The sequence below is a fragment of the Niveispirillum sp. FG148 genome (assembly GCF_057809655.1).
This window is the reverse complement of sequence record NZ_JBMDKJ010000001.1, coordinates 35387-61305: the sequence shown is the minus strand read 5'-3', so window position 1 is coordinate 61305 and position 25919 is coordinate 35387. Positions and strand designations below refer to the sequence as shown.

The following is a 25919-nucleotide window of genomic DNA, read 5'->3' as shown; positions in this document are numbered from 1 at the left end:
GGATAGCGGGGTTTTCTCATGCCCCCCAAGAGGTAAGGAACGGGCCCGGTATCGCACGCTGGACAGGCTGAAGGGTTGCGACGTCGCAACCTTTGGGCACCCGTGCCATTGCCGCAAGCGGCCGCGAGGCCCGCTCAGCCCTGCCGGCTGGTCCGATCCAGCATGCCACGCAGCAGCTTGTCCCCCGGTGCCTTTGCGGGCGGGCAAAGTTCAAGATGGCGATCGGCTGTTTTCGTGACCGATAATTTATCGCCCGGCTTCACGCCCAGATGGGCCAGCATCTCCGCCGTCAGGGTTACGCTGCCATCCTGACCGACCAGCAGATCCATCGTGCACTTCCTCCGTCTTCTTTGTTGGCTGTCAGGCTACCTCTATTGGGTGGGGGGCCGCAATTCCGCCGAAGGTCCAAAAGGATTGACAATCGTCCAGCATCCGCCCGATATGGTATAAAAATATATCAATAGGGGTTTCGCCATGCGGATAGGCATGATCGGTGCCGTCAGGGACCCGCTGCGACCGGGCGGGCCATCGCCTGAACTGTCTTTCCTGCTGCCACCAGGGGCGGCCTTGCGTGCCTATCCATCGCGTGTACCGGCCTTCCCATACACGGAGGTCGAAAGACTTCTGCAACAGGTCGGGCACCTGGATGCCGCGATCAGCGCCGCTGCCGATGGCTGCGCGGCGCTGGTCATTGAGTCCGTGGGGGATTACGGGCTGACGGCGATGCAGGCCGGCCTGTCGGTTCCGGTCTTCGGGGCTGGCGCCTGCGGCCTGGCGGCGGCGTCTTCCATGGGGCGGCGCATTGGCATTGCGACGGTCTGGCCGGCCTCCATGAACTTCATCCTGATGGAGCGGCTGCATGCCTGCGGCCTCGCCGACGCCTGCACCGGCATAGTCAATGTCGGTGGCGAAGCAGCATTGGACCGTCTGGCGGGCCCTGATGGCTATCTGGCCCAGGTGCGGGATGGTGCGGGCGGCATCATCGCCGATATTGACGGCGCCATTGCCAGCCTGGTCGCGAATGGTGCGCAGGCCGTGCTGCTGGGCTGTACCTGCATGTCGCCCTTGGCGGCACGTCTTTCTGCCCGTGCGCCTGTGCCGGTGATCAATCCGCTGGCTGAGGCGGTTCGCGCAGCTGTGGCGGCGGGGGCAGCCACGCCGCCGCCCCAACCGTTCACCCTGCGTCCGGGTCGGCGGGAACTTGTGGCCCGCATGGTGGACGCCGTGGCGGACGACCCGGCCGAGGATTGCCCCATCTGCGTGGTGAGCAGTGTATTGGAGGACGATCATGGCTGATACGCGCATCCGCCGCGGCTTCGTCGATGGCCCGCATGGGCAGATTCATTACCGTCGGGCCGGGCAGGGACCGGCCATCATGCTGTTCCACGCCTCGCCCGGCAGCTCCCGGCAGCTGGAGCCGGTGATCGCAGCGCTGGCCGCCCAGTTCGACGTCATCGCCCCTGACACGCCGGGCAATGGCGACAGCGACGCCCCCCGGCTCCCGGATGGACGACCGCCAGAGATCGCCGATTACGCCGCCAATGCCGTGGTGCTGATGGACCGGTTGTCAGTTGCGACGTCGCATCTTTACGGCTCGCATACGGGCGCTGCCATCGCTGCGGAACTGGCGATCCTGGCCCCGGGCAGGGTAGGGGGCGTCGTGCTGGACGGGGTGGCGGCCTTCACGGCGGCGCAGCAGGCCGAATACAATCGGCACTACGCGCCGACCTTCCCCCCAACGCTGGAGGGTGACTATCTGATGCGGGCCTTCATGTTCTGCCGCGATCAGTTCGCTTTCTTTCCGTGGTATGCGCGTGACGCCGCACATCGCCGCCCCATCGGGCTGCCCCCAGCACACAGGCTGCATGAACTGGTGCTGGATGTTCTGAAGGCGGCGGAAACATACCCCTTGGCCTATCACGCGGCGTTCCGTTATCCGACCTTCGACCGCATCCCGCTGGTGACGCGCCCATTGCTGGGCATATTGGGGACGGCCGACCCGCTGGCGGATGATACGCGGGCAGCGTTGGCGCGGGCACCGCAGGGGACCTGCCGGACGGCGCCCGGCTTCGGTACCCAGGACCACGCCGCCGTGTTGGCCGGGATCATTGCAGAATTTGTGGCAGAGGCACCATGAACGGGGGTGCCCCCAAGGGGTAAGGATCAGGGGCGGGGCCCCGCGGTTCAGATCCAGCCCGCCAACTCCCGCTCCACGATCGTGCGCAGCAGCGCGATATGGTCGGGATGGTCGTTCAGGCAGGGGATATAGGTGAAATCACTCCCCCCGGCCGTAAGGAAGGCGGCCCGGATGCCCTGATCAACTTCCTCCAGTGTCTCCACACAGTCGCTGACGAAGGCCGGCGCCAGCACCGCCAGCTTCTTGATGCCCTGGCCCGGCAGGGCCTTCACGGTGGGTTCCAGGTAAGGCTGAAGCCATTCCGTGCGGCCGAAACGGGACTGGAAGGCATGGGTCAGCCGGTCCGGCCCCAGGCCCAGTCTTTCCCGCAGCAGGCGGGCCGTCTTCAGGCAATAGCAATGGTACGGGTCGCCCTTTTCCAGATAGGCCTTGGGCAGGCCGTGAAAGGACGTGAGGATCAGGTCGGGCTGCCAGGAAAGGCCATCCAGATGCCGGCGCACAGACGCGGCCAGGGCGTCGATATAGGCCGGATCGTCGTGATATGTCGGCACCGTGCGGATGGCCGGCTGTCGGCGCAGGGTCATCAGATGACGGAAGGCCTGGTCGCAGGCCGTGGCCGTGGTGGTGGCGCTGTATTGCGGGTAGAGTGGGAACAGCAATATCCGCTCGCACCCCTGCGCGATCAGGCTGTCGATGCCCGTGGCCGTGGCAGGCTGGCCGTAGCGCATGGCCCATTCCACGACGATCCGGTCGTCATATAGGCCGGCCAGGGCCCCGCGCAGACCGTCAGCCTGGGCGCGGGTATAGGTCTTCAGCGGGCTTTCATTGCGCTCGCGGTTCCAGATACCGGCATAGGCGTGGCCGCTTTTCTTCGGCCGGAAGGTCAGGATGATGCCCTGCAGGATCGGCTGCCAGATGGCGGGCGGCACCTCCACCACGCGCCGGTCGGACAGGAATTCCGACAGGTAGCGGCGCATCGACCAATAATCGGTCGCTTCCGGCGTGCCCAGATTGATCAGCAACACGCCGATTTTCTGCGCCTTCACGGGCGGGTGGCCGGCGGGCAGGGCGGGGGAGGGGCTGTTCTGGGTCACTTGCGAGCCGATTTCTGACGGGGTGGGGGGAACCCGCTCCGTCAGGAACGGGTACGCACCATCGCCGCCAAGGCCCGGCGGTGACGGTGCGCCTGCATCAAGATATCCGCCGGTGCCAAACCTTCAATGACCAGACGGCCATTTTCCAGCGAAAGCCCCGCGCCATGCCGGCGCAACGACAACACCAGTTTTTCCAGGGATTTCCGCTGCATCATTCTTCCTCCATCCATGTCGAAACAGGATGACAGGAAGGATGCGATCAGGGAAATCGATTGATCTGATCGATACGATAGGAACACCCTATCACGCGCCGCAGCACTTCTTGTACTTCTTGCCCGATCCGCAGGTGCAGGGATCGTTGCGGCCGACCTTCACGACGGTGCGCGGGCGCTGGCCCATCACGCCGTCCACATACCACCAGCGGCCGTCCTGATTCTTGAAGCGGCCGGTTTCGTGATGGATCAGGTCCTTGCCGTCCATGGTGAACTTGGCGACGAATTCCACATAGGATTCGTCTGCGTCAGCGCCGGGGCCGGTGGACCGCACCTCCAGGCCCGTCCAGATGCTCTTGGACGCCCACTCGGTCACCTGCTCGGCGTCGAAATCATCCTGCGTGCCGGGCAGCAGGGTTTCACCCAGATATTTGATGTCCTGTTTGGCGAACGCGGTATAGCGCGAGCGCATCAGCGCTTCCGGCGTGGGCGGCACGGCGGTGCGGGCCAGATAGGGGCCGCAGCACTGGTCGAAATCACGGCCGGAATCGCAGGGGCACTTGCTCATGTCTGTCACTCTTGCGCGAAAGGTGGAATGCTGCGGCAAGGGGATAGCCCATTGCCGCCGGGCCCGCCAGTGCGGTTATGGGAGGGGAGGGTATGTTCACCCGCGGGGAGGCGGGGTCAGAGATCCAACGACAGTTCCCGGCCCGGCGCCTGGCTGTGGTCATGCCAATGCAGGTTGCAGCGCGGTTCATACAGGTCGGCCTGGCCCAGTTCGACGGTGCGGTCGTTGCGGTGCTTCTTGAAGCTTTTATGCGCGTCATGACCGCAGACGGCGCAGCGTGAGCGCAGCTTCTGCAACCCGTCCGCCATGGCGGCGAGCGTCGCCGTCACCGCGAAGGCCCGGCCCCGCCAGTCCATATCCAGGCCAGAAACGGCCACATCGATGCCCCGGTGCAGCAGGGTGCGCACATCCTCCACCAGATCGCCCTCATAATGCGGGGTGACACAGAACTGCACCTCGTCGATGAAGACGGCCTTGATGCTGTCAGGCACGGCGGGCATGCGGGTAATGGGGATGGCGTCAAAGCCGATGCCGTCATGGTTGACCACGCGGCTTTCCGCATAGCGCACATCGAAGGCAGGCTTCAGCAACATGATGTGGGAGCCGGTGCCGTGCGTGTACCAGATGGCGCGCTTCAGGATCTCCGTCGATTTACCCGAAAACATCGGTCCGCAGATCACTTCCAGCTTTCCGTACCGCATGCCTGTTCCTTGCCGCTTGAACCCGTCCGGGGTCGCTTTCCATAGCCGAGATCACATGATCGTGCCATGAAAACACCATTGCGTGGGATGGGGTTTGGGACGATGCGCGGCTGGACCGACGGCTATGTGACTGAAATCGGCTATACGCACGGCTTTCATGCCGAGATGCAGCCATGGACCATCGCAGCCGCCCTGGACGACCGCAGCCCCATCCGACCCGGCCAGCCCTTTGACTATTGCGAACTGGGATTCGGCCAGGGCTTCCATCTGGCCTTGATGGCCGCCGCCAATCCGCAGGGGCGCTTCTGGGGCAACGACATCAACCCCGTCCATGTCGCCCATGTGCGGGGACTGGCCGCCCAGGCCGGCCTGACCAACCTGACGCTCAGCGGTCTGGGCTTTGCCGATTATGGGCGCAGTGACGTGCCACTGTTCGACATCATCGCCCTGCATGGCGTCTGGTCCTGGGTCGGGCCGCAGCAGCGGGCGGAGATCGTGGCGTTCCTGAAGGCCCGGCTGAAGCCCGGCGGCGTTGTCTATCTGGGCTATAATGTCCTGCCCGGCTGGGCTGCCCATATGCCGCTGCGGGAACTGATGCTGGCATCGGCACGGCGGGGGGAGGGGGACCTGGCCGACCGTATCCCCGCTGCACTGGAACTGGCGGACCGGCTGCGTGATCAGGGGGCGGCCTATTTCACGGCCAATCCTGTGACGGGCCCCCGTCTGGATCGGCTGATGGGGCGGCCCGTCTCCTACCTGGCCCATGAATATTTCAATGAGAGCTGGTTTCCGACCTATTTCACCGACCTGTCCGCCGCTCTGGCGCCCGCCGGATTGACCTTTGCCGTCCAGGCGCGGGCGGCCGACCGCTGGGAGGAGCCGGCCCGTCACGAGGCCATCCTTACCGCCGGGGGGAAGCTGGCGACCGACGATCCGGCCTTCGCCGAACTGCTGCGGGATTTTCTGAGCAACCGTCCCTTCCGTCGCGACCTGTTCATCCGCGATGCTGGAAAGGTGCCGTCACCCCGCGGGGAGCGGCCCTGGGTGGCCCTGGGCATGCCACGCGATCTTCCCCGCAGGGCCAAGCCCGCCACCCTGACCATCGAGCCCCCCTACGACGACTGCCACGCGCTGCTGACGCGCCTGCAGGGCGGTGCGCTGGGGGAGGGGGCGCTGCTGGCCGGTCTGGGCGAGCGGGGACCGGCGGCGTTGGCTGTGTTGTGGGCCCTGGCCCTGGTGGCGCCGGCCCTGCCGCCCGAGGGGCAGGAGACGCGACAGGCGGCCTGTGCGCGGCTGAACGAGGCCATCATGGCCGATGCGCTGACAGCCGATCGGATGGGCGCCCTGGCCTGCCCTGTCACAGGTGGTGCGGTTGATGCGACGCGTATCGAACAATTATTCCTGCTGGGGCAGCAGCGGCGGGAAGATCCGGCCGCCTTTGCCTGGTCGGTGCTGAAGGCAGCCGGCCAGCGCGTGTTGCGCGATGGCCGCCCCTTGCCGACGGATGACCAGAACCGGGCGGAATTGACGGAGCAGTGGGAAAGCTTTGCCCGGCGACGTCTGCCTGTGCTGCGAAATCTTGGTGCGGCGCAATAGTTTGCTGCCCGTCCAATGTCGGCATGCGTGAATTTTTGAGGTAATCCTTAGGAAGGCAGTGGCATTTCTTGCCAGTGCGATGCAACATGGCAGAGCGCTAGATTCAGCCTTCTCCCCCCACCAGATTGGAGAGACGCCGCCATGCCGCGCAAGTCTGCCAAGTCCGAAGCCCTGACTGTTATTGAAGCCGATCCGGTCCCGCCGCCGGCCAAGAAGCCGCGGGCACCCGCCAAGCCCCGCACCAAGAAGCTGTCGGTCGACACCACCCCGATCAGTGTCGAGCCGACCATCGCGCAGGTTGCTGAAGAGGCCTATCTGCTGTGGCTTTCCGAAGGCCAGCCAGAGGGCCGGGATGTCGAACATTGGTTGACGGCGGAACAGATCGTCCGCAGTCGCTTGTCACTGCTTTCGGCCGCCGTCCACGTCGCCTGACCCTTTCAGCAGCCAGGCTTGCAGCCAACCCCCGTCCCTGGCGGGGGTTTTTTCACGTCCAGCCCGGCCATCCTTGCCGTTTCCGGGAATTTCCGTCCGGCAGAAATTGCCGCCGGCCCGACCCCGACGGGTCAGCATTGCAGTGAATCCTTTAAAAACAACATATTAGGAAGTTGGCCCGTCCATTGCATTGGTGATGGCGGGCCGGTCATGGGGATCGGTCCTGACGCAATGTCGGCATTAAGGAACCGGTCCGATGACCAGCCTGTTTGGCGTCCTCAACAACTCTACCAGCTCGCTCCGGATGATCCAGGGGCAGTTGGAAGTTGTTGCCGACAATGTGGCCAAGGCCGACGATCCCAATCGTACCCGTCATTCACTGCAGCAGACCACCGACAGCATCGGCGGCGCCGGCATGGCGGAATACAAGCGTGAAGTCGATGTGGCGCTGCGTGTGCAGCTTGAACAGACGATTTCCGAAGAATCCGGCGCCACCACGCTGTCCAGCTATATGCAGAAGGTCACCGACCTGCTGGGCACGACGGGCGGAACGCCGGCCGTCTCCGACAGCCTGCAGAAGTTCGAGACAGCCTGGAAGGAACTGGCGGCCAACCCCGAGAACACCATCTCTGCCAATCAGGTCGTCATCTACGGTGAAGACCTGTCGCGGGAGATCCGTCAACTGAGCACCGGTGTCGCGGATCTGGAGCGGCAGCTCGACACCGATATCTCCAACGCGGTCACCAGCCTGAACTCCTCCCTCACGGAGATCGATCAGCTGAACGCCGATATCATCGCCAGCAAGGGTGCCGGCGACCCCACCATGTCGATGGAGGATCGCCGCGACCAGCTGGTGCGTGAAGTGGCCAGCATGATGAGCATCCGCACGGTGGAACGGGCTGACGGCAAGCTGTCGATCTTCACCACCGGCGGTGTCTCTCTGCTGGATGCCGCACCGGTCAAGTTCACTTACGAGAAGGGTGAACTGCGGTCCACTGCCTCTGAGTCCGCCTTGAACGGCCGGATCAGCGACGGCAAGCTGGGCGCGCTCATGGAATTGCGCTCCGACGGGTCAACTGCGAATCCTGCCCAGGCCGCATCGACCCTGGCCGGGGCCGAGATCATCCGCAAGCTGCGCTCGCAGATCAACGGCGTGGCCCAGGCCTTCCTGGGCACCACCAAGGCCGGGGAGCCGACCAGTTTTGCCGACGCCTATAACAACGCCAGCCCGGTTGGCGACGGCGAGCTGTCCAGCCGGTTCTTCATTGGCGACAGCGCCGGCAACATCAACATCAATCCCAGCCTGTTGAACGGCGATGCGCAGGTCAAGATTGCCGCCGCGGCCGGCGTTTCGGAAGCCATCGGGGCATCCGGCCGCACCCTGACGGCCGATGGTCTGCGGGTCACGGGTGCCACTTACGGCTCCATGGTCAACACCATGATCTCGCAGTGGAGCGCCAACGCCAAGGTCGTGTCCGAACAGGCGACCATCGCCACCGATTTCAAGGAGCAGCTGGACGGCCGGTACAAGAACAATACCGGCGTCAACATGGACGAGGAGATCGCCATGTTGCAGGTGCTTCAGCGCAACTATTCCGCCGCCGCCCGCGTGATGCAGACGGTCAACAACATGTTGGACGCCATCGAGGGGATCCTGCGATGACTAGGATCAGCAGCTACGGCAGTTATCTGAACACCATCCGCACTGTGTCGGGTGGCCAGAAGAACATCGACATGCTCTCCGAACAGCTGACGACCGGCAAGAAGGCGACGGATGTTGCCTTCTACGGCACGCAGAGTCAGCGTCTTCTGGATCTGAAGTCCGAGGTGGTACGTCGCCAGGCCTATTCGCAGACGATCGAGCAGACCTCCTCGCGGGTGCAGTCCTACAACACCATCATGCAGCGCATGTCCGACATGGCGACGGAACTGGCCAGCACGACGCGCATTCCGGAGGGCCCTGGCGCCGTCCGTGTCAGTTCGGTCAAGAACGCGACGTCGGGCGCCATGCAGGTGTCGGTCGACCAGACCAACAGCCGCTTCATGGCCGAGGCGACCTATACGGTTTCGGCCGTGCCCAGCGAGAAGGGGCCTGCCGGCAGCTTTGACGTCACCGTCACCGACGGGCTGGGCGGCAAGGCGACGCATACGATCAACCTGAAGCAGGTTCCCCCGCAGGTCGATGCCGACCGCTTTACCATCTCCGGCGGTCCGGGCGATGGCGCCGTGATCAAGCTGAACGTCGACAAGCTGGAAGGTCCCGGCACGTCCAGTTTCGACGTGTCCTGGCCGGAAATGGCATCGACCAAGGAAATCATCCGTGGGATGACGGAAGAGCTGAAGTCGCTGCTGAACGAGCGGGTGGGCGACCGCTACATCTTTGCGGGGTCGCGCTATGGCACCCGCCCGGTCAACGATCTGATCTCGGCCAAGCAGGTCAGCCGTGTGACGCTGGTGGGCCAGCGGGGCGACCCGGGCGAAACCTATGAGATGGTGCTGAACGGCAAGCGGTTCTCCTATACCACGACGGGCAAGGAGCAATCGCTGGACGAAGTGCTGAGCAACAGCAAGGGAACCGGCATTGTCGATCAGATCAAGGCCTACAACCCGCCCTTCAACGTCACGCCCTCCATCTCCAATGGCATTGTCACCTTCACGGCGACCGATCCCAAGGAGAAGTTCACACTGACCAGCGCCGTCTTCGATAACGGCACACATGCGAACACCATCGAGCCGGCTCCCCTGGCCCTGAGTGCGGGCACGGCACCCTATACCGTGCAGAACGCCGGCGAGACGACCAAGCAGGTCGACAATATCAAGCTGCATGGGCCGGAGGCCGACGTCGGCGATGTGTTCAACATCTCCATCGGCGCCCGCACCATCGTTCAGAACGAAGGGGCGCCCGAGCAGGTGATCATTGCCGGCCCCACGCCCTATTCCTACGTGATCAGCGCCACCGACGTCGACATCCTGAACGGCACCACGCCGGTGCCTACCGACGCGCCGGGCCAGACCCCGTCCTATACCACGCCGACATCGATGTCGAACTGGGTGGCCCAGCGCATGGCGGTGCAGATCAATGCCGACCCGGCCGGTACCGTCGTGGCGTCCATCGACCCGGCCGACGACACCAACATCATCCTGACGGCCAAGGAAAACAATTCCCAGTTCCAGACCGAAGCCAGCATCAACAATGCCGGCAACAAGCCGATGTTCATTACCAACACCGTGCCCGATCTGGCCGAACAGGATGATTTCGGCGGCATCGTCGACCCGCCGGGCCTTCCTTACTACGATACCGAATATTCCAAGCAGCAGGACAGCAGCGCCGCCAGCGACGTCGCCAACATCCAGGTCGATGACGGCATCACCGTCAAATATGGCGTGACCAGCACCGATCCCGCCATCCAGAAGCTGGTATCGGCGCTGCGTGACCTGACCGCCATTGTCACCCGTCCTGGCGAATACAGCACGCAGATGCGGGAAGTCCGTGACCAGTTGACGGACGCCACCGGCTCGCTGCGCGCGGTACAGGCCCGTGTGGCCAACGCCTATACGACGATCGAAACCGTCAAGACCCGCCATGAAGAGGCAATCACGAAGGCCAGCAACGAGTTGGGGGACATCCAGGGCATCGACGAGAACGAAGTCGCCGTGCGCCTGCAAGCCACCATGAACTCGCAGCAGACCGCCTACGCCGTGGCCGGAAAACTTCAGACCCTTTCCCTTATCAACTTCCTCAGCTGATCCACACCTCACTCAACAGGAGAACCGACATGAACGCCTATGTTTCGCAGAACGACGTCACCGCCGCCTTCGCCCCCGCCAGCAGCACCTCTCCCCAGGACGAGGCGATGCGGACCCGCCTGTTCGACCAGTTCAACAGCTTCTGGGTCAATGCCGTGCGTGACGGCGTGCCCTATGACATGGTTGGCACCATGGCGGTGACGGCGGCCATCTATGGCCTGCTGGCCAAGCACGGCGTCGAAACGACCGCTGAATTCCTGGAAGGCATGGCCGGAGACGTGCGCAGCGGTCTGTTCGCCCTGCCGGCCCGCACCAACTGATCGGGCTTTCTACGATCCATATCGTACCAAGGGCCATAATTTGTGACCCCTGGTACGGCGGCGACCGCCGCCGCGCGGCACATGCCGCGTAGCCCAAGCCAACGGATGTTGGCGCCGGCGATTGAGGGGCGGGAAATATTGACCATCGGTCGAGATTTCCCGCCGCTGGTATCAGTCATGTTCAGCGAAGGCCGCTCCCCTCCGGGGGGCGGCCTTCGGCCTGTTCAGTGCCCCGGCAAAAGCCGCTGGTCGGGGGCGGCAATTTCCGCCGGGCAGTCCCGGCCCTGTTGAGGGGACGGGCAGGCCGTGCCCAGTGGGAATGCCCGCTGGATTTCATTGAAAACAATGACTTAGGTTGTTTTTGGTGGTTGGCACGGAAACTGCTTAATAGGCTGCGACACGCCATTACTCCAACGGGAGCCGTTCCATGAGCATCTTCGGATCCTTGACCACCGCGATTTCGGGCCTGCAAGCGCAGTCGTCCGCGCTGGGTCATATCTCGGACAATATCGCCAATTCGCAGACTACCGGTTACAAGCGCGTCGACACCTCTTTCAGCAGCCTGGTTCTGCAGTCGAACGCGACCGTCCACAATCCCGGTGGCGTGGTGGCCCGTCCCAGTTATGCCAACAGCGTCGCTGGCAATATCCAGACCGTGGACCGGACGACCAACCTGGCCATTCGCGGTCAGGGCTTTTTCAGCGTCAGCCGCCTGAACGAAGTGAATGGTTCATCGGTTCCGACCGACGAACGGTTCTATACCCGTGATGGCAGCTTCGAGCTGAACAAGGAACGCATCCTGGTCAACAATGCCGGCTTCGCGCTGAACGGCTATATCTATAACGAGGCGACGGGGTCCTTCTCCACGGCGGCCACCCCCATCCAGGTGACGGCCGATATCGACAGCCCGGTGCCGACCAAGACCATCGAACTGCGCGCCAACCTGCCGACCAATCCCAAGGAAGGCCAGGCCATCCCGCCGACGACGATCCAGGTCTATGATGCCACCGGCACGCCGCGCAACATCACCCTGGGCTGGCGTCCCGGCCAGACGGATGGTGCCTGGCGTCTGACCGTGGATACGCCCGACGCCGTCGGCAGCAAGCCGCTGGCCGGCGACCTGGAAGGCTTCGACGTCACCGCGCAGTCGACCAGCCTGACCCAGGGGCAGACCCCCCGGCAGCAGATCGAGGAAGTGCAGTTCACGTCCCCCAATGGCGATGGTGCCTTCAAGGTTGGTGATACCTACCAGGTTACCGTGAACGGCCAGACGTTCAGCGAGTCCGTCAGTCCCGCCAACGCCTCGCAGCTGTCCAATCTGTCCGGTGTGGCCCAGTCGCTGGCCGACAAGATCAATGCCTCCGTTCCCCCGTCCGGTGTGACAGCTACCGTCGCCAATGGCCGGCTGCGCATCGCCGCCACCACGGCGGGCAAGGAATTCACACTCGCCACCTCGGTCATCAACGCGACGCCGACGACCAATACGGCCAATGCGCCGGTGACCACCGCCGCGACGGCCAATCAGCAGCAGCAGTCGGTCGTTACCTTCGCCGGCACCTCCATCGATATCGGCGATGAATTCACGCTGAATGTCGATAACAACACAGCCAAGACCTACACGATCAACGTCACGGCGGCCAATATCGGCCAGTTGAAGGATCTGAACGGTGTCGTGCAGGCACTGGCGGCGCAGGTGAATGCCAACTCCGCCACGGAAAAGGTCATCGCCTCCGTCACCGGCAACACCCTGACGCTGCGCGGCACCACGGTCGGCGACAGCTTCAGCGTGGGTGAGCAGTCGGGCACCACCACCACGGCACCGTCGCTGACCGACGCCCAGGTGACCGAGATCAGCTATCCCAACCGCAACGTCACCGAGACGGACAGCAATATGTCGGTGACCATCAATGGCACCACCATTAGCTATACGCCCACCGTCGGCCAGACCATGTCGGATGAACTGAACCTGTTCATCAACGACATCAATGCCCAGGCCCTGGGCGTAACCGCCAGCGTTTCCGGCAACCGCCTGGTCCTGACCGCCGACGCCGTGAATACCGCGTTCACGGTCAGCGGCCGTGACCGGTATATGCAGGCCAACGTGTCCAACGCCCCGCCCGCCGATAACACCACCTATGTCAGCCCGGTTCAGGGCAACATTGCCGGGTCCCGTCAGGACCAGCGCATCTCTATCACCGGCGTGCCGGGCGATGTTGGCGCCACCTACTCGGTCACGCTGCGCAGCCCCACCACCGTGCAGGTTGATCCGATCGCGCTGCGCGGCACCACCACGCAGGCGGCGTCCGCCAGTGCCTCGCAGATCACCGAGGTGTCCTATCCGAACACGGCCCCCGAAGTGGGTGACGTGCTGAGCGTCACCATCAATGGCGCCGCCTACAGCTATGGTCCGCTGACCCAGGCCGACCTGGACGGCCTGCCGACGCAGCCGCCGACGCGTGAAGAGGCGTTGACCAACCTGTTCCTGCCCGCCATCACCAGCCCCGATGTCTCTGCCTCGATCACGCCGGGTACGACCACCATCACCCTGACGGGCGCCACCGACACGCCCTTCCGCGTCACGGCAACGGACAGCGCGGTCACGGACCCGTCGTCCCAGTTCTTCGACTTCTCCTCCACCACGGCCACGCCGGTCGTTGGCAACCGCTATGCGGTGACCATGAATGGCACGACCTATGCCATTCAGATCACGGAGCAGAACAAGGGCGACTTCCCGGATGTCGCCAGCGTCATGAACGGCCTGATCACCAAGGTCGGCAATGATTTCGGTGCGCCGTTCACGGCATCCGCCGTGAAGACCGACGGTGTGACCACGGGTATCCTGCTGACGGCCAAGGACAAGAACATTGCCCTGGACGGCGCGCAGGAAGTGGCGGCCAACTTCAACCGGACCATCACCTACACCACGACGGGCGAGGAAGTGTCGCTGGACGAGATCGCGGCCAATCTGGCGGCGAAGGTCAATCAGGAAAGCGGCATTCCCGTGCAGGCGACCTCGGTCGGTGGCGTCATCACCATGACGGGCAATCAGGATGGCGTGGCCTTCCTGGGTGAGCCGACCTCCACCGCAGGCACCACGCCGGCCCATATCCTGCTGAATTTTGGCGGTACGCTGCCGGATGGTTCGGCCGCGAAGGCCGGCACGCTCTCCTCTCTCAGCTCCGCCAATGTCGGCAGTGGCAATGCCACGGTGAGTGCGGTGACCGAAGCCGGCCAGCCGGCCCAGATCACCTTCACCGTCGATTATGGCAATGGCCCGCAGCGTATCACGCTGGATATCGGCACCTTCGGCGAGGCCACCGGCCTGACCGAGTACGAGGGCAACACCATCAACGTGACCTCGCTGCTTCAGGACGGCAGCCCGCAGGGTACCTTCAAGGAGGTGGAGGTGCGGGAGAATGGCGATGTCGTGGCCAACTACGACAATGGCCGGCGCCGCGTGATCGCCCAGGTACCCCTGGTACTGTTCAACAACGCCAATGCCCTGTCGCGTGAAAGCGGCGGTACCTTCCAGGAAACGGCGGAAAGCGGTCGCGCCCGCTTCACCTCCACCGGGGTGAACGGCGCCGGCAACATCGCCGCCAGTTCCATCGAAGGGTCCAACGTCGATATCGCCCAGGAATTCACCAAGCTGATCGTGGCCCAGCGTTCCTATACGGCCAATACCCGCGTCATCACGACCACCGACGAAATGCTGACGGAGACGATCAACCTGAAGCGGTAACCCTATGGGCGGCAGCGGCCCCTTACCCCCGCTGCACGGCGTGTCGATCCCGGCCCCCCTCCCGAGGGGCCGGGATTTCGCATTTTGGGATGATAACGGCGCGCTGGTCTGTTGCCGCGACGCCGGATACACTGGAGCCTTGTCCACCCGGGTCCACTGTTCGACACCATCATGGCCAGCCTGTCCGGCATCAGCAGCGGGTTTCACACGACATCGCTTTACGCGAAGCCGCGCACGGCCGCCGCGGGGGCTGGTGCCTCCGCCGCGGGGGCCGCTGGGGCAGCGGCCGGCGGGACAGAACTGACGCAAGACCAGCAAGCGCAAGTGCGCGAGCTGCAAAAGACCGACGCCCAGGTCAAAGCGCACGAACAGGCGCACAAGGCTGCCGGTGGCCCCTATGCGGGGGGCATTCAATATGAATATACGACCGGCCCTGATGGGCGGCGCTATGCCACCGCGGGCGAGGTGCCGATCGACACGGCGGCTGTTCGTGGCAATCCTGACGCCACCATCGCCAAGATGGAGGTGGTGAAGCGCGCGGCACTGTCACCCCAGGATCCCTCGCCTCAGGACCGGGCCGTTGCAGCCAAGGCCGATGCCGTCAAAGCCCAGGCGCAAAACGAACGTAACCAGGGTGCCGGCGCGTCAGCCGAAGCGGCATCTGACAGTGAAACCGGCTTGGGCCTCCTGCAGCAGCAGGAAGCCGCCAATGCGGAGCAGACCCAATCCGTCCCCGCCGACATCTCGCAGTACCGCCAGGCCACAAAAAATTATGCCCGGGCGGGCAATAATGTCCGTCCGGGCCTGTCTGTAACCGCGTAACGGGCGGTTTTCCGCGTCTGATGCGTGCCGGTGCCGGTCAGCCGAACAACGCACCCGACAGCTTGGATGTACCCGACGCGCCGATCTGGTAATCGGCGGATGCGGTCAGCATGCTTTGCAGTTCCAACTGGGCGGCCGACTGCTGCGGCACCCCGTCGCCCGCCTTCGGCTGCTGGGCGATTGTATCGAAGTCCTTGCGATAGACGCCCTGCGACAGCTGCACCGCATAGTTCTTGGCGGGCACGGCCTTGCCGCTGCTGTCCTTTGTGGGGGTAAAACCATCGTTGGTGACCTTCACATAATAGTCACCAGAGGTCATCTTCAAATCACCCTTCTGCATGGCCGCAAAATTGCTGCTGGCCTTGCCCTGTCCCTGCTTGCTGTCGGCGATGACCGAGCCATAGCGTGTCAGGACCTGGAAACGCAGTCCCTTGTCACCCAGGGTACCGATCTGCACCTCGCCTGCCGACTGCACCTTGAACTTGAACACATCGCCTTTGTCATCGGCCTTCAGGGCGCTGTAGACATTCAGGCGGGATGTGTCCTTGACCAGCGTGCCCATGTCTGTGGCGGCGCCATTGGTGGAATAGGGCGACTTGCGGACCTGCTTCTGGAAGCTCTCGACCTGAATCTGTGACTGTGCCGCGGCCTGCTTCTGCTGCTTGGCCGTGGCGGCGGCATAATCCGCCAACTGCTGTTCAATGTCGGAAAGCTTTTTTGTCGTGCTGCTGGCGGCGGAACTGGCCGTGCTGGCGGAGGAGGTCGTGGCAGTGCTGCCCGTCGAATAGAGCGACGAACTGTTGGCGGTAAGGACCGAACTGCTGCTCACGGACGAGACCATGACCCGTCTCCTTCTCACTGCCGCGTCAACCGCCCCACGGTTGACAACAATAACCCCTTATTCTGCGAACTCTACCGCAGAATTCCATAAAATGCAAACTATCTCGAAGCCATCCAGCGCCCGGGGCCGGGCGAAAAATGGGCTGCCCTGTCGACCCCGTCTGACCCGGTCGCGGGTCAGATCGAGATGCTGACCCGGCCGGCACCCGCCGGTGCGGCTGCCGGTTTCGGAGCCTGGGCTGGTGCGGGCGCCGGATTGGCAGTGGCGGCTACCGGAGCGGGTGCCCCCGCGGAACCCGGACGCTGCGACAAGCCGGCCGCAACGGCCCGGTTGATGTCGATCAGGCGATCCAGCTTGTCGACATCAAGATCGACCAGACGATCAAAGGTCTGACGGTCGACAATGATGGACAGGGCCAGGATATTTTCCCGAACATCCTTGGGAAGCGGGCATTCCGGATCCACCATGGAGGTCTGGAAGATGGTCCACAGACGCTGATTCAAGGACAGTGCCTGCCGCAGCATCTCCGGATTTTCCGGAGTCTGGCGGGCATGGATCAGACGCCGCGCCGCTTCGGTGAGGCCCCAGGCCTCAACATCGCGGGGGTCGTCGGAAGTGGGGCGATTGCTGTAACCCGTCGCAGGCTTCATAACGCTTGCCGTGCCTTTAGAACGGTGGGGACATGGGAGGCATTATTCCACATCGGCCTACGCCGAACAAGGATAATGGCCTACACTGACGTGGGATCGCCGACGCATCGGGATAGTAAAGGGGCAGAAACAATGGGGGAAAATGCCAGGCCGTTGACGCCGGAGGAAGCTGTCCGGCTTCACCAGGCGGGGCAGGTGGCTGCGGCGGCGGCGGCTTACCGCTCCCTTCTGGCGCGTGACCCGCGCAATGCACAGCTTCTGAACCTGCTGGGCGTGGCAACTTTGCAGCTGGGCCAGCCGGCCGATGCGGTAAGCCTGCTGCGTGACGCTGTGCGCCGTCAGCCGACGATGGCGGACTTCCATGACAACCTGGGAAGCGCGCTGCGGGCGACGGGGGAGATGGCCAAGGCGGTGACCGCGCACCGCCAGGCATTGAAGCTGAAACCCGATCACGGGCCGTTCCGGTATAATCTGGCAAATGCGCTGGCAGCCATGGGGGCCCATCGTCAGGCGGTGGAGGAATACCGCCATGCGCTGGTCCAGCGACCCCAGCATGCCGGCATCCGGTTCAATCTCGCCAACAGCCTGCGGGCGCTGGGCGAAATGCCGGCGGCCGTTGGCGCCTTCCGCGATCTTCTGGCCCAGGACCCTACCCATGCGCAGGCCTGGAACAATCTGGGCTCGACCTTGAGCCAGATGGGGGAGCTGGCGGCGGCGGAGGAGGCCTACCGCGCGGCGCTGGCCCTGCGTCCCGACCATGCGGAGACCTTGTCCAACCTGGGAAACATCCTGGTCGAACGCGGAAAGCTGGGTGAGGCGGTGGCGGTCCATCGTGCAGCCGTGACCGCTGCTCCCGGCAGTGCCGAGGCCCATATCTTCCTGGGCGTCGCCTTGCAGGAGGTGGATCAGCTGGACGCCGCCATTTCCGCCTATCGGGAGGGGTTGCGGCTGGAACCGGACAATGTGCGGGGCCTGTGCAACCTGGGTGGCGCGCTGGAATTGAAGGGTGACTTGCCGCAGGCGGACAAGGTGCTGTCACGGGCCCTGACGCTGGAGCCGTCGCTGGCCGACATCTGGGGCAATCTCGGCCTCTGCCGGCTGGCACAGCAGGACGAGGCGCGGGCCATGGCGGCATTCGACCGGGCCCTGGAACTGGACCCGGGACTGGCCCGCGTACACCTCGCCCGGGCACAGCGCCGGTTGTTGGCGGGCGACCTGGCCGGCGGGTGGGAGGATTATGCCTGGCGCTTTGCTGCCGGCGAGGCCTTGCCGGACCGGCGCTTCGCCATACCGGTTTGGGCAGGAGAGGATATCCAGAATGATCATCTGCTGATCTGGCGCGAACAGGGGCTGGGTGATGAACTGATGTTCGCGACCCTGTACCAGGATGTGATGGGCCGGGCACGGCGGGTGACCATTGAATGCGATCCGCGCCTGGTGGGGTTGTTCACCCGCAGCTTTCCAAGGGCGGCCGTGCGTGCGGCCCCTACCAGCCTGATCGCCCTCACGGCGGAACCTGAACGGCCGCAGGCGGACCGGCATGTGCCGGCCGGTGATCTCTGCCGTATTCTGCGCCCGATGCCGGGTGATTTCCCAGGCAGCCCCTATCTGGTGCCCGACCGTCAGCGGCGGGCCGCGGCCGTCGACTGGCTTGCCGGGCTTCCACCCGGGCTGCGGGTCGGGGTCTGCTGGCGGTCGGGTCTGATCACGCATCGGCGCCGCGCCAATTATCTTGATATCAACCAGTGGTCGGTATTGCTGGCGCAGCCGGGCCTGGTGCCCATATCCCTGCAATATGGGGCCGAACCGGGCGAAGTGCAGGAACTGGCGCGTCTGGCCGGCAAGCCGGTGCATGTCATGCCGGACCTGGACCTGCGGGACGATCTGGAAGGGCTGGCGGCGTTGATCGCGCCTCTGGATCTGGTGATTACCGCGCCGACAGCCGTCGGCGAGATGGCTGGTGCGCTGGGCACCCCGGTGTGGCGGGTCAGCGGCCCTGGCGACTGGTCGACGTTGGGTGCGGCGGTCCGCCCCTGGTTCGGCTCCATGCGGACCTTCATGATGCTGGGGAGCGACAGCAACAAATTGGTGCCTGTGATCCAGCACTTTCGCCAGATTCTGACCGCACATGGCTGATCCAGCTTTCATGGGCTGTTTGCAGGGCGCTGTGGTGGTGCTATTGTATGACCTCATAATAGAGCGTAGCGCTAAAGTAGTGCTGCTGCCGGCTGTAAAACTCTTCCAGAATGGTTGTTGGCTTTGACGGGCGTGCGAAATGTCGATGGCGGGAGGTCTGGGCGGCAGTTTGGCGCATGACGGCTTGACCGCCGTCATGGGGCGAGGCGTGACCGGTATGATCGGGCGCCACAAGGACCGCCGTACCATCACCGTTCTGTTCTGCGACATCGTCAATTCCACCCAGATGGTGATTCCGCAGGACCCGGAAGACGCCTATGACCAGCTTTCCGGCCTGATCGACATCATGAACCGCCATGTGCTGCGGTTCGGTGGTACGATCTGCCAGACGCTGGGGGACGGTATCTACGCCGTGTTCGGCGCACCTGTTTCCCAAGAAAACCATGCGGTCCGCGCTTGTTTCGCTGCCGATGCCATTGTGCGCGAAGTGGCCCGGGGCAACCACGCCGTCCGTATCGGGCTCTGTTCGGGCGAGGTGCTGTGGGATCGTGGCCGCGATGTGACGCAGGCGCATAATCCCGCCATCGGGGCCGCCGTCCATCTGGCCGCCAAACAGCAGCAGGTGGCCCGGCCAAACGGTGTGCGGCTGGCCGACAGTACGGCCATGCTGGCGCTGGAATGGATCGATATCCGACCGGCGGAGGAATTGTGCGTCGCCACCGGTGACAGGCTGATATCGCACGAACTGTTGGGTGTGCGCCGTCGCCGCCGGCAGGGTGATGACCAGCTGCCCATGGTTGGGCGGGACGCCATCCGCACCATGCTGGTGGAAAAGCTTGGCGCTGTTGTCGATGGTCCGGGCCATGATCACGCGCATCTGGTCAGTGCCGAGCCCGGCCTGGGCAAGACGCGCCTGCTGTCGGCGGTCGGGGATCAGCTGCGCCTGAAGCATGTGCGCATCCTGGAGTGGCAGATTCCCGTCATGCAACCGGTCGGGGCTCCTGGTCCCTTGCAGGAACTGGTGGTGGAACTGCTGGACCGGCCCCTGCCTGGCACGATGGACGGCACCAGGGCCCTGCTGCGCGCTGCCGGTGCAGCAACGGAAGAGGCGGACGCACTTTCCCATATCCTGCACCCGTGCAAGACCTGTGATCTGAAGGGAGGGGAACGGGCGACCGGTACCACCGTCGGTCAGGCGACAGCGGCCGTCATGGCCCTGGTCCGTACCGTGGCAACGCACCGTCCCCTGGCCATGCTGGTGGAGGATGTGCAATGGGCTGACCCCGTTGTCCTCTCCGTGCTTCAGGGGCTGCTGGATCTGCCGCGGCAGGTGCCCGTGGCCTTGTTCATCACCAGCCGCAATGACGGGTTGCCGGCCGGGCTGGCGGGTCATCCGGGCCTGACCCACCATCAGCTGCCGCCGCTGCACCGGCAGGACATGCATCATCTGCTGGATCTGTGGCTGGGCGACGCGCCGACCCTGGACGGGCTGAAGACCGACCTGATTCTGCGGGCGGCCGGCAATCCGTTTTTCCTGGTCGAATGTGTCCGCGTGCTGATCGCCAATGACAGCTTGACGGGCCCGGTCGGGGCCATGCGCGCCGGATCCAACAGCCGCCACAGCCTGCCGGAATCGGTACAGGCCTTGCTGATCGCGCGGACCGATCTGCTGGGTGAGGAGGCGCGATCGCTGTTGCGCATCGCGGCCATTGTCGGGCCGACCTTTGATGCCAGCCTGCTGTCGGCCATGGCCGGAAAGGAATTGCTGGCGCGGTGCCGCCAGGAACTGCTGGACGGCGGTTTCCTTGAGGAGACGCGTCTGCTGCCGCGGTTGGAATACAGCTTCAACCACGCGCTGCTGCATGAGGCGGTCTATGCCGGCATCACCCGGCGTGATCGACAGGAGCAGCATGGGCGTGTCGCCATGCTGCTGGATGAGCCGGACTTTCTGCCGCTGCCCGGCCGCCTGGGCGCACAGGCCCGCCATGCGTCGCTGGGGCAATTGTGGAATCTGGCCGTCCGTTCCGGACGTGAGGCAGGATGCGAGGCGCTGCATCGGTCGCAGGCGGCGGAAGCTGTGTCCCTGTTCGGCATCGCCGTAGAGGCCAATGACAAATTGCCGGCCAATGACGTGGTCAAGGTTGCGGCCATTGATCTTCGTCTTCTGCTGGCGCGGGCCGCGATGCCGTCGGGGCAGGGGGATCGGGCTGTTGCCGAACTTGACCGGGCGGTCAAGCTTGCCCATGCGGCAGGGGACCAGGATCGCGCTCTGGCGGGACTAGCCCAGCAGGTCAATGCCGAATGGGTGTTCGGGCAGCTGGAGCGTGCGGTCGAACTTGCGGAAATTGCGATATCGCACGCAGGCGGCATGGACAAGGCCCATCCCGATCTGCTGGTCATCGCGGCGGGCTGCCGTTTCGATTACGGCGATGTCGGCCAGGCGCTGGACCTGTTGGATCGCGCCGACCGGATGCGCGCGACGAGCCAGATGCCCGCCCGTTTCCTGACCCTGGATGTGCCGACCGTGATTGCCAGCCGGCGTGCCCGCTGCTTGTCCTATCTGGGGCGCCACCAGGAAGCGGAAACTCAGGTACGAAAGGCGATCCGGTGTGCCGACGGCACGACGCATCCGTTCAACCGCATCCTGGCCAGAACCGACGCCGGCGAAATCCTGATCCGTCAGGGACGGTTCGGAGAGGCGCTGGCCCATTGTTCAGAAAGTCTTGCCCTGTCGCGGTCGACCGGCTCGACCTTGCTGGATACGCTCAGCTTGTCGCGGCGGGGCTATGCCCTGGTCAATATGGGGCGGGCAGACGACGGGATGGCGGAGATCGAGCGCGCGATCCGCATGGCCGACGCACGGGGTGCGTTGCTTCATGGTGCCTGGGCGAAATATTACCAGATGCTGGGTCTGGCCATCCTGAACAAGGTCGCCAGCGCCCAGCTGAAACTGGAGCGCCTGACGCAACTGGCTCAGGAACGGGGCTATGGATTGCTGGCAGGGCAATTGCCGTCGCCGGTCGACCTTTCCCAGATGGCGGACCAGCACGCACCGTTGCCGCGCATCTTCGACTTGGCGTGACACGACGCGGAATCCGGGAAGCTCTTCGCCCGCCTGACTTTCCGGTCGGCCAAGCATCAGCCGCGACAAGCACCGGACGCCAAAGGCATCGGACCATATCGCGCGTGCCGAAGGACCAACCCGATCCCAAGAGACGCTGAGCCGGGCTTGCCGGCTGGCCCATGTGCGGCTCAGCCATGGCGCCCCAGGCCCGGACGTCAGAACTTCATGTCCAACGGCAATTCCGACAGTTCCCGCAGCAAGAGCGTGGAAACACCCTTGGAGACGGCGCGGTAATAGGCAACCAGGAAAGCCCGGATCGTCGCCGTCAGCGAAGCGTTCTGATGCTGACGACGGGAGACGATCGTGATCACCTGATGGATCGACAGGCTTTCGCGTTCGGCGATCTCGTGCAGGGCCTGCCACATCACGGCTTCCAGGCGTACGCTGGTGCGATGCCCGTCGACCCAGACATTATGGCTGATCAACTGCCCGTCGACCTCAAGGTCGTGGGGTTCGTAAACCGGAATATCGGTGCGGGCTTGCGGAGCATTCATTGCCGACCTCGCGTGTTCAGCCTTTTAAGAGGGCGTTGCTGTTTCCCGGTGCGACCCGTGATCCGGCCCTGCGCCCTTCTCGTCAGGAAGATAGCCCGGGTGCTGCATACAATGCTGTGAAGCACTTCACACTTCAAAATGATTGGACCGCATTACCGTCGCGGTCGGAAGGGCGATGCGTCGCTTCCGGTACAGATGAAAACCCCTGTGGAGGCAAGAATATGCTGATCCGTGGTGCTGATGGCCGTCTCTATCGCGTTTCCACCAACGGTGCCGTTGTGGTGAATGAAGAAGGTCAGTCCAACTCCCGCGCCCGTGTCGCCGTGCGGGCCCCGGCCGAAGCCGGTGCGAGCGCCGAATATTATGGTGCCAGTGCCGAGTACTACACCGCGACCGTTTAAGGGGTTTGATCGCTGTTGCGCCCCTTCTGCATGGGTGCAGCCGATCGGACGGCTTGAAGGTAAGTTCGGACAAAGGGAGCAGGGTATGGAACGGGTTCGTTCAGCCGACTGGGACACTATCGAAACGCGCCAGTGGCGCCGGTTGGTCTCGGCGGAGGAAACGTTGGCGCGTGTCAAACCTCTGTTTCCCTTGTTCGGCATTACCCGCGTCGCCAATGTGACCGGCCTGGATACGATCGGCATTCCGGTTGTCATGGTCAACCGTCCCAATTCCCGCGCCCTGGCCGTTTCCCAGGGCAAGGGGCCGACATTGGCCGCTGCCAAGGCGTCGGCCGTGATGGAATCAATCGAAAGCTGGCACGCCGAACGGGCCACGCATCTGGCGCTGCGCATCGGCTCCTACGAGGACCTGCGCTATTCGTTGCCCGTCGTCGATCCGGAATTGCTGCCCAGCCATATGGACAGCGCCTATAGCCCCTATCACCAGCTTCTGTGGGCGGAGGGAACCAATCTCAAGGATGGGGACAGCCTTTGGATCCCCTATGAGATGGTCCATACCAACTATACCCTGCCGCTGCCGACGGGCCATGGCTGTTTCCAGGCCACGTCCAACGGTCTGGCGTCGGGCAACCACTGGGTGGAAGCCGTTGTCCATGGTCTGAGCGAGGTGGTGGAGCGGGATGCCCGCACCTTGTGGAACCTGCTGCCTGAGGAGGCCCAGGAAGAGACGCGCCTCGATCTGGAAACGGTGGCCGATCCGACCTGCCGCCAGCTGCTGGCACAGTTCGCCCGTGCCGGTGTCGCCGTTGGTGTCTGGGACCAGACTGCCGATACCGGCATCCCCACCTTCATGGCCCGCATCGTCCAGGCCAATGGCGGTCCGGGTGCGACCGTCCGGCCCGCCGCCGGTTACGGCACCCATCTGGTGCCGGAGATTGCCCTTTCCCGCGCCCTGACGGAGGCAGCGCAGAGCCGCCTGACCTTCATTTCCGGCGCGCGCGACGATATGCGCCGCGAGGAGTATGACCACTTCCTGGCGGAGGAGCAGCAGGCGCTGTGGCTGAAGCGTCTGCGTCTGGGCGCCACCGTCCGCGATTTCAACAGTGTCGCTGGCTGGCAGGGGCAGTCCCTGCGTGGTGACCTGGAGGAAATGCGCAGCCGGCTGGCCAGGGTCGGGGTGGAGGACATCATCGTCGTCGACCTGACCCGCGCCGAAATCGGCATCCCGGTGGTTCGCGTCGTGGTGCCCGGTCTGGAGGGCATCGACACCATGCCGAATTATTGCCTGGGCGCCCGTGCCCGCCGCGTGGCTGGCCTTTGAGCCGCCATCCAATTCCCTCCTTTTCCGAGGTCCCGGCCATGAGCAGTCCCGTCATCGTCTTCCTGGGTCCCTCCCTGCCCGTCAGTGAAGCCCGCCGCGCGCTGTCCGCCGATTTCCGGCCGCCCGTGGCGCAAGGTGACGTGCTGCGCGCCGTGGCGGACCGCCCGGCAGCCATTGCCATCATTGACGGTTATTTCGAGAATATGCCCGCCGTCTGGCATAAGGAGATCCTGTTTGCCCTGTCGCGCGGGATTCCGGTGCTGGGGGCGGCCAGCATGGGGGCGCTGCGGGCCGCGGAGCTGCATGCGTTCGGCATGGAAGGGGTGGGAGCCATCTTCGACGCTTTCGCCGACGGCCGGCTGGAGGATGATGATGAAGTGGCGGTAACCCATGGGCCCGCCGAACTGGGCTATCCCGTTCTGTCGGAAGCCATGGTCAATATCCGCCGCACCTTGTCGGATGCCTTTGCCCAGAACATTCTGTCCGGCACGACGCGCAATCTTCTCCAGGACCTCGCCAAGGACCTGCCCTACCGGGAGCGCAACTATGGCCGCGTCCTGCGGGAGGCGGAGGAGGAAGGTGCTGATCGGGCTGAGCTCTGCGCCTTCCGGGAGTGGTTGCCGATGGGCCGTGCCGATCAGAAGCGGGAGGATGCGCTTCTGCTGCTGACCACGCTGCGGACCAAGGCCGCGGCGGGCACGCTCAGCGTCCGTCCCAGCTTCGCCTTCGAGCACACCACCATGTGGGAACGCGTTGCCCGTCCGGTCATGCCGATGCTCGTTTGACTTGCATTTTTTATTGTCACCATCAATCCTTTCATCCCGCTGTCGGCGATGGTCGCTTCGACGGGGATGATGGGAGGGGGTGTTTTGCCACCAGCCGTCGATCTCGGCCTGCTTCGGCGCAACAGCCTGTTTGGCGTGTTGAACGATGCAGAGATGGATGCGGTGATGGGGATGGCGCGCCACCGCAAGGCGGTGGCGGAAGAGCGCATCTTCACCAAAGGCGATCCGGGTGACAGCCTGTATGTCATCCTGCGGGGACGGGTCGCGGTGCAGACCGAATCGCAGGATGCCAAGGTCATGCTGCTGAACATCCTGGACAGCGGCTCCGTCTTCGGCGAAATCGCCATGCTGGACGGCGGGGAGCGCACGGCTACGGTCGTCGCACAGGAGCCGACCGACCTGCTGCGTATTGACCGGCGCGATTTCCTGCCCTTCCTGGAACAGCGGGGGGATTTGTGCATCCGGCTGATGTCCGTGCTTTGCGAACGTGTGCGCTGGACCAGCGCCATCATCGAGGACACGGTATTTCTCAACGTCACGCGCCGGTTGGCTAAACGCATTCTGATGCTGGCGCAGAATTACGGGCGGTCGTCGGAAGCCGGCACGCGCATCGCCACCTTCATCAGCCAGGAGGATCTGGCCAATATGCTGGGCGTCTCACGCGAGATCGTGAACAAGACACTGCGCAGCTTCCAGAACGCCGGCGCGATCAGCTATCGCAACGGCTATCTGATCCTCCACGATGAAAGCTTTCTGGAACAGATTTCGCGCTAGGCGTAGGCTGGGTACCGACCCT

General features: G+C 64.1%; 23 protein-coding genes. 15 read left to right on the top strand and 8 right to left on the bottom strand.

The genetic code is table 11. From position 1 onward, the window contains the following. Window positions 1-134: 134 nt before the first annotated feature. Window positions 135-329, bottom strand: coding sequence for a hypothetical protein (locus tag ACODTW_RS00285; RefSeq protein WP_488943859.1), 195 nt, complete (start codon window positions 327-329; stop codon window positions 135-137). Between the two features lie 145 nt (window positions 330-474). Between ACODTW_RS00285 and ACODTW_RS00280 the strand changes: the two genes are divergently transcribed. Next, window positions 475-1296, top strand: coding sequence for an aspartate/glutamate racemase family protein (locus tag ACODTW_RS00280; RefSeq protein WP_488943858.1), 822 nt, complete (start codon window positions 475-477; stop codon window positions 1294-1296). Continuing rightward, the gene (locus ACODTW_RS00275; RefSeq protein WP_488943857.1) at window positions 1289-2137 is read left to right on the top strand and encodes an alpha/beta fold hydrolase; all 849 of its coding nucleotides are present in this window, start codon (window positions 1289-1291) and stop codon (window positions 2135-2137) included. The genes ACODTW_RS00280 and ACODTW_RS00275 overlap by 8 nt, the downstream gene beginning before the upstream one ends. A 47-nt stretch (window positions 2138-2184) precedes the next feature. On the opposite strand, the gene hemH is transcribed toward ACODTW_RS00275, so the two are convergent. From hemH to ACODTW_RS00255, 4 genes are all read right to left on the bottom strand, one after another. Continuing rightward, entirely contained in the window at window positions 2185-3231 is a 1047-nt protein-coding gene (hemH, locus tag ACODTW_RS00270; protein WP_488943856.1) for a ferrochelatase, read from the bottom strand. A gap of 41 nt (window positions 3232-3272) precedes the next feature. Continuing rightward, on the bottom strand, window positions 3273-3446 hold the full coding sequence (locus tag ACODTW_RS00265; protein WP_488943855.1) for a hypothetical protein: 174 nt from the start codon (window positions 3444-3446) through the stop codon (window positions 3273-3275). 88 nt (window positions 3447-3534) lie between these two features. Beyond that, window positions 3535-4011, bottom strand: a complete 477-nt coding sequence (locus tag ACODTW_RS00260) for a YchJ family protein (RefSeq protein ID WP_488943854.1) — start codon at window positions 4009-4011, stop codon at window positions 3535-3537. 116 nt (window positions 4012-4127) lie between these two features. Then, on the bottom strand, window positions 4128-4712 hold the full coding sequence (locus tag ACODTW_RS00255; protein WP_488943853.1) for a thymidine kinase: 585 nt from the start codon (window positions 4710-4712) through the stop codon (window positions 4128-4130). A gap of 102 nt (window positions 4713-4814) precedes the next feature. On the opposite strand from ACODTW_RS00255, the gene ACODTW_RS00250 reads away from it, so the two are divergent. The 7 genes from ACODTW_RS00250 to ACODTW_RS00220 all read left to right on the top strand — a co-directional run bounded on the left by ACODTW_RS00250 (window position 4815) and on the right by ACODTW_RS00220 (window position 15371). Next, entirely contained in the window at window positions 4815-6308 is a 1494-nt protein-coding gene (locus tag ACODTW_RS00250) for a class I SAM-dependent methyltransferase (RefSeq protein ID WP_488943852.1), read from the top strand. 141 nt (window positions 6309-6449) lie between these two features. Further along, a complete protein-coding gene (locus ACODTW_RS00245) occupies window positions 6450-6740 on the top strand; it encodes a DUF2934 domain-containing protein (protein WP_488943851.1) in 291 nt (96 codons plus the stop codon). 256 nt (window positions 6741-6996) lie between these two features. Beyond that, complete coding sequence (flgK, locus tag ACODTW_RS00240) at window positions 6997-8403, top strand: flagellar hook-associated protein FlgK (RefSeq protein ID WP_488943850.1); 1407 nt, start codon at window positions 6997-6999, stop codon at window positions 8401-8403. Next, window positions 8400-10487 (top strand): hypothetical protein, encoded by a 2088-nt coding sequence (locus tag ACODTW_RS00235; protein WP_488943849.1) that lies wholly within the window; start codon window positions 8400-8402, stop codon window positions 10485-10487. The genes flgK and ACODTW_RS00235 overlap by 4 nt, the downstream gene beginning before the upstream one ends. A 29-nt stretch (window positions 10488-10516) precedes the next feature. After that, entirely contained in the window at window positions 10517-10807 is a 291-nt protein-coding gene (locus ACODTW_RS00230; protein ID WP_488943848.1) for a hypothetical protein, read from the top strand. 427 nt (window positions 10808-11234) lie between these two features. Further along, the gene (locus ACODTW_RS00225) at window positions 11235-14549 is read left to right on the top strand and encodes a flagellar hook-basal body complex protein (protein ID WP_488943847.1); all 3315 of its coding nucleotides are present in this window, start codon (window positions 11235-11237) and stop codon (window positions 14547-14549) included. 171 nt (window positions 14550-14720) lie between these two features. Further along, window positions 14721-15371, top strand: a complete 651-nt coding sequence (locus ACODTW_RS00220) for a putative metalloprotease CJM1_0395 family protein (RefSeq protein WP_488943846.1) — start codon at window positions 14721-14723, stop codon at window positions 15369-15371. A gap of 37 nt (window positions 15372-15408) precedes the next feature. Here the strand turns inward: ACODTW_RS00220 and ACODTW_RS00215 are convergent, their stop codons facing one another. Together ACODTW_RS00215 and ACODTW_RS00210 are read right to left on the bottom strand one after the other, a co-directional pair. After that, complete coding sequence (locus ACODTW_RS00215) at window positions 15409-16212, bottom strand: hypothetical protein (RefSeq protein WP_488943845.1); 804 nt, start codon at window positions 16210-16212, stop codon at window positions 15409-15411. Window positions 16213-16388: 176 nt separating this feature from the next. After that, a complete protein-coding gene (locus tag ACODTW_RS00210; protein WP_488943844.1) occupies window positions 16389-16862 on the bottom strand; it encodes a flagellar biosynthesis regulator FlaF in 474 nt (157 codons plus the stop codon). A 132-nt stretch (window positions 16863-16994) separates the two neighbouring features. On the opposite strand from ACODTW_RS00210, the gene ACODTW_RS00205 reads away from it, so the two are divergent. Next, entirely contained in the window at window positions 16995-18998 is a 2004-nt protein-coding gene (locus tag ACODTW_RS00205; protein WP_488943843.1) for a tetratricopeptide repeat protein, read from the top strand. Window positions 18999-19215: 217 nt separating this feature from the next. Beyond that, window positions 19216-22080, top strand: coding sequence for an ATP-binding protein (locus ACODTW_RS00200; protein ID WP_488944181.1), 2865 nt, complete (start codon window positions 19216-19218; stop codon window positions 22078-22080). Window positions 22081-22277: 197 nt separating this feature from the next. Here ACODTW_RS00200 and ACODTW_RS00195 read toward each other — a convergent pair whose 3' ends face one another. After that, on the bottom strand, window positions 22278-22616 hold the full coding sequence (locus ACODTW_RS00195; protein ID WP_488943842.1) for a ribbon-helix-helix domain-containing protein: 339 nt from the start codon (window positions 22614-22616) through the stop codon (window positions 22278-22280). A 221-nt stretch (window positions 22617-22837) separates the two neighbouring features. Between ACODTW_RS00195 and ACODTW_RS00190 the strand changes: the two genes are divergently transcribed. From ACODTW_RS00190 to ACODTW_RS00175, 4 genes are all read left to right on the top strand, one after another. Then, window positions 22838-23017 (top strand): hypothetical protein, encoded by a 180-nt coding sequence (locus tag ACODTW_RS00190; protein WP_488943841.1) that lies wholly within the window; start codon window positions 22838-22840, stop codon window positions 23015-23017. A gap of 85 nt (window positions 23018-23102) precedes the next feature. Further along, window positions 23103-24338 carry a YcaO-like family protein gene (locus ACODTW_RS00185; protein WP_488943840.1) on the top strand — a complete coding sequence of 412 codons (1236 nt, stop codon included), beginning with the start codon at window positions 23103-23105 and terminating at the stop codon, window positions 24336-24338. Window positions 24339-24376: 38 nt separating this feature from the next. After that, window positions 24377-25123, top strand: a complete 747-nt coding sequence (locus ACODTW_RS00180) for a TfuA-like protein (protein WP_488943839.1) — start codon at window positions 24377-24379, stop codon at window positions 25121-25123. 84 nt (window positions 25124-25207) lie between these two features. Continuing rightward, window positions 25208-25897: a Crp/Fnr family transcriptional regulator gene (locus ACODTW_RS00175; RefSeq protein ID WP_488943838.1), complete on the top strand. Its 690-nt coding sequence runs from the start codon at window positions 25208-25210 to the stop codon at window positions 25895-25897. Window positions 25898-25919: the final 22 nt, after the last annotated feature.

Bases quoted from the DNA above. Each gene is read 5' to 3' on its own strand.
- ACODTW_RS00285 (WP_488943859.1), bottom strand. From the start codon at position 329: ATGGATCTGCTGGTCGGTCAGGATGGCAGCGTAACCCTGACGGCGGAG.
- ACODTW_RS00280 (WP_488943858.1), top strand. From the start codon at position 475: ATGCGGATAGGCATGATCGGTGCCGTCAGGGACCCGCTGCGACCGGGC.
- ACODTW_RS00275 (WP_488943857.1), top strand. From the start codon at position 1,289: ATGGCTGATACGCGCATCCGCCGCGGCTTCGTCGATGGCCCGCATGGG.
- ACODTW_RS00265 (WP_488943855.1), bottom strand. From the start codon at position 3,446: ATGATGCAGCGGAAATCCCTGGAAAAACTGGTGTTGTCGTTGCGCCGG.
- ACODTW_RS00260 (WP_488943854.1), bottom strand. From the start codon at position 4,011: ATGAGCAAGTGCCCCTGCGATTCCGGCCGTGATTTCGACCAGTGCTGC.
- ACODTW_RS00255 (WP_488943853.1), bottom strand. From the start codon at position 4,712: ATGCGGTACGGAAAGCTGGAAGTGATCTGCGGACCGATGTTTTCGGGT.
- ACODTW_RS00250 (WP_488943852.1), top strand. From the start codon at position 4,815: ATGCGCGGCTGGACCGACGGCTATGTGACTGAAATCGGCTATACGCAC.
- ACODTW_RS00245 (WP_488943851.1), top strand. From the start codon at position 6,450: ATGCCGCGCAAGTCTGCCAAGTCCGAAGCCCTGACTGTTATTGAAGCC.
- flgK (WP_488943850.1), top strand. From the start codon at position 6,997: ATGACCAGCCTGTTTGGCGTCCTCAACAACTCTACCAGCTCGCTCCGG.
- ACODTW_RS00235 (WP_488943849.1), top strand. From the start codon at position 8,400: ATGACTAGGATCAGCAGCTACGGCAGTTATCTGAACACCATCCGCACT.
- ACODTW_RS00230 (WP_488943848.1), top strand. From the start codon at position 10,517: ATGAACGCCTATGTTTCGCAGAACGACGTCACCGCCGCCTTCGCCCCC.
- ACODTW_RS00225 (WP_488943847.1), top strand. From the start codon at position 11,235: ATGAGCATCTTCGGATCCTTGACCACCGCGATTTCGGGCCTGCAAGCG.
- ACODTW_RS00220 (WP_488943846.1), top strand. From the start codon at position 14,721: ATGGCCAGCCTGTCCGGCATCAGCAGCGGGTTTCACACGACATCGCTT.
- ACODTW_RS00215 (WP_488943845.1), bottom strand. From the start codon at position 16,212: ATGGTCTCGTCCGTGAGCAGCAGTTCGGTCCTTACCGCCAACAGTTCG.
- ACODTW_RS00210 (WP_488943844.1), bottom strand. From the start codon at position 16,862: ATGAAGCCTGCGACGGGTTACAGCAATCGCCCCACTTCCGACGACCCC.
- ACODTW_RS00205 (WP_488943843.1), top strand. From the start codon at position 16,995: ATGGGGGAAAATGCCAGGCCGTTGACGCCGGAGGAAGCTGTCCGGCTT.
- ACODTW_RS00200 (WP_488944181.1), top strand. From the start codon at position 19,216: ATGATCGGGCGCCACAAGGACCGCCGTACCATCACCGTTCTGTTCTGC.
- ACODTW_RS00195 (WP_488943842.1), bottom strand. From the start codon at position 22,616: ATGAATGCTCCGCAAGCCCGCACCGATATTCCGGTTTACGAACCCCAC.
- ACODTW_RS00190 (WP_488943841.1), top strand. From the start codon at position 22,838: ATGCTGATCCGTGGTGCTGATGGCCGTCTCTATCGCGTTTCCACCAAC.
- ACODTW_RS00185 (WP_488943840.1), top strand. From the start codon at position 23,103: ATGGAACGGGTTCGTTCAGCCGACTGGGACACTATCGAAACGCGCCAG.
- ACODTW_RS00180 (WP_488943839.1), top strand. From the start codon at position 24,377: ATGAGCAGTCCCGTCATCGTCTTCCTGGGTCCCTCCCTGCCCGTCAGT.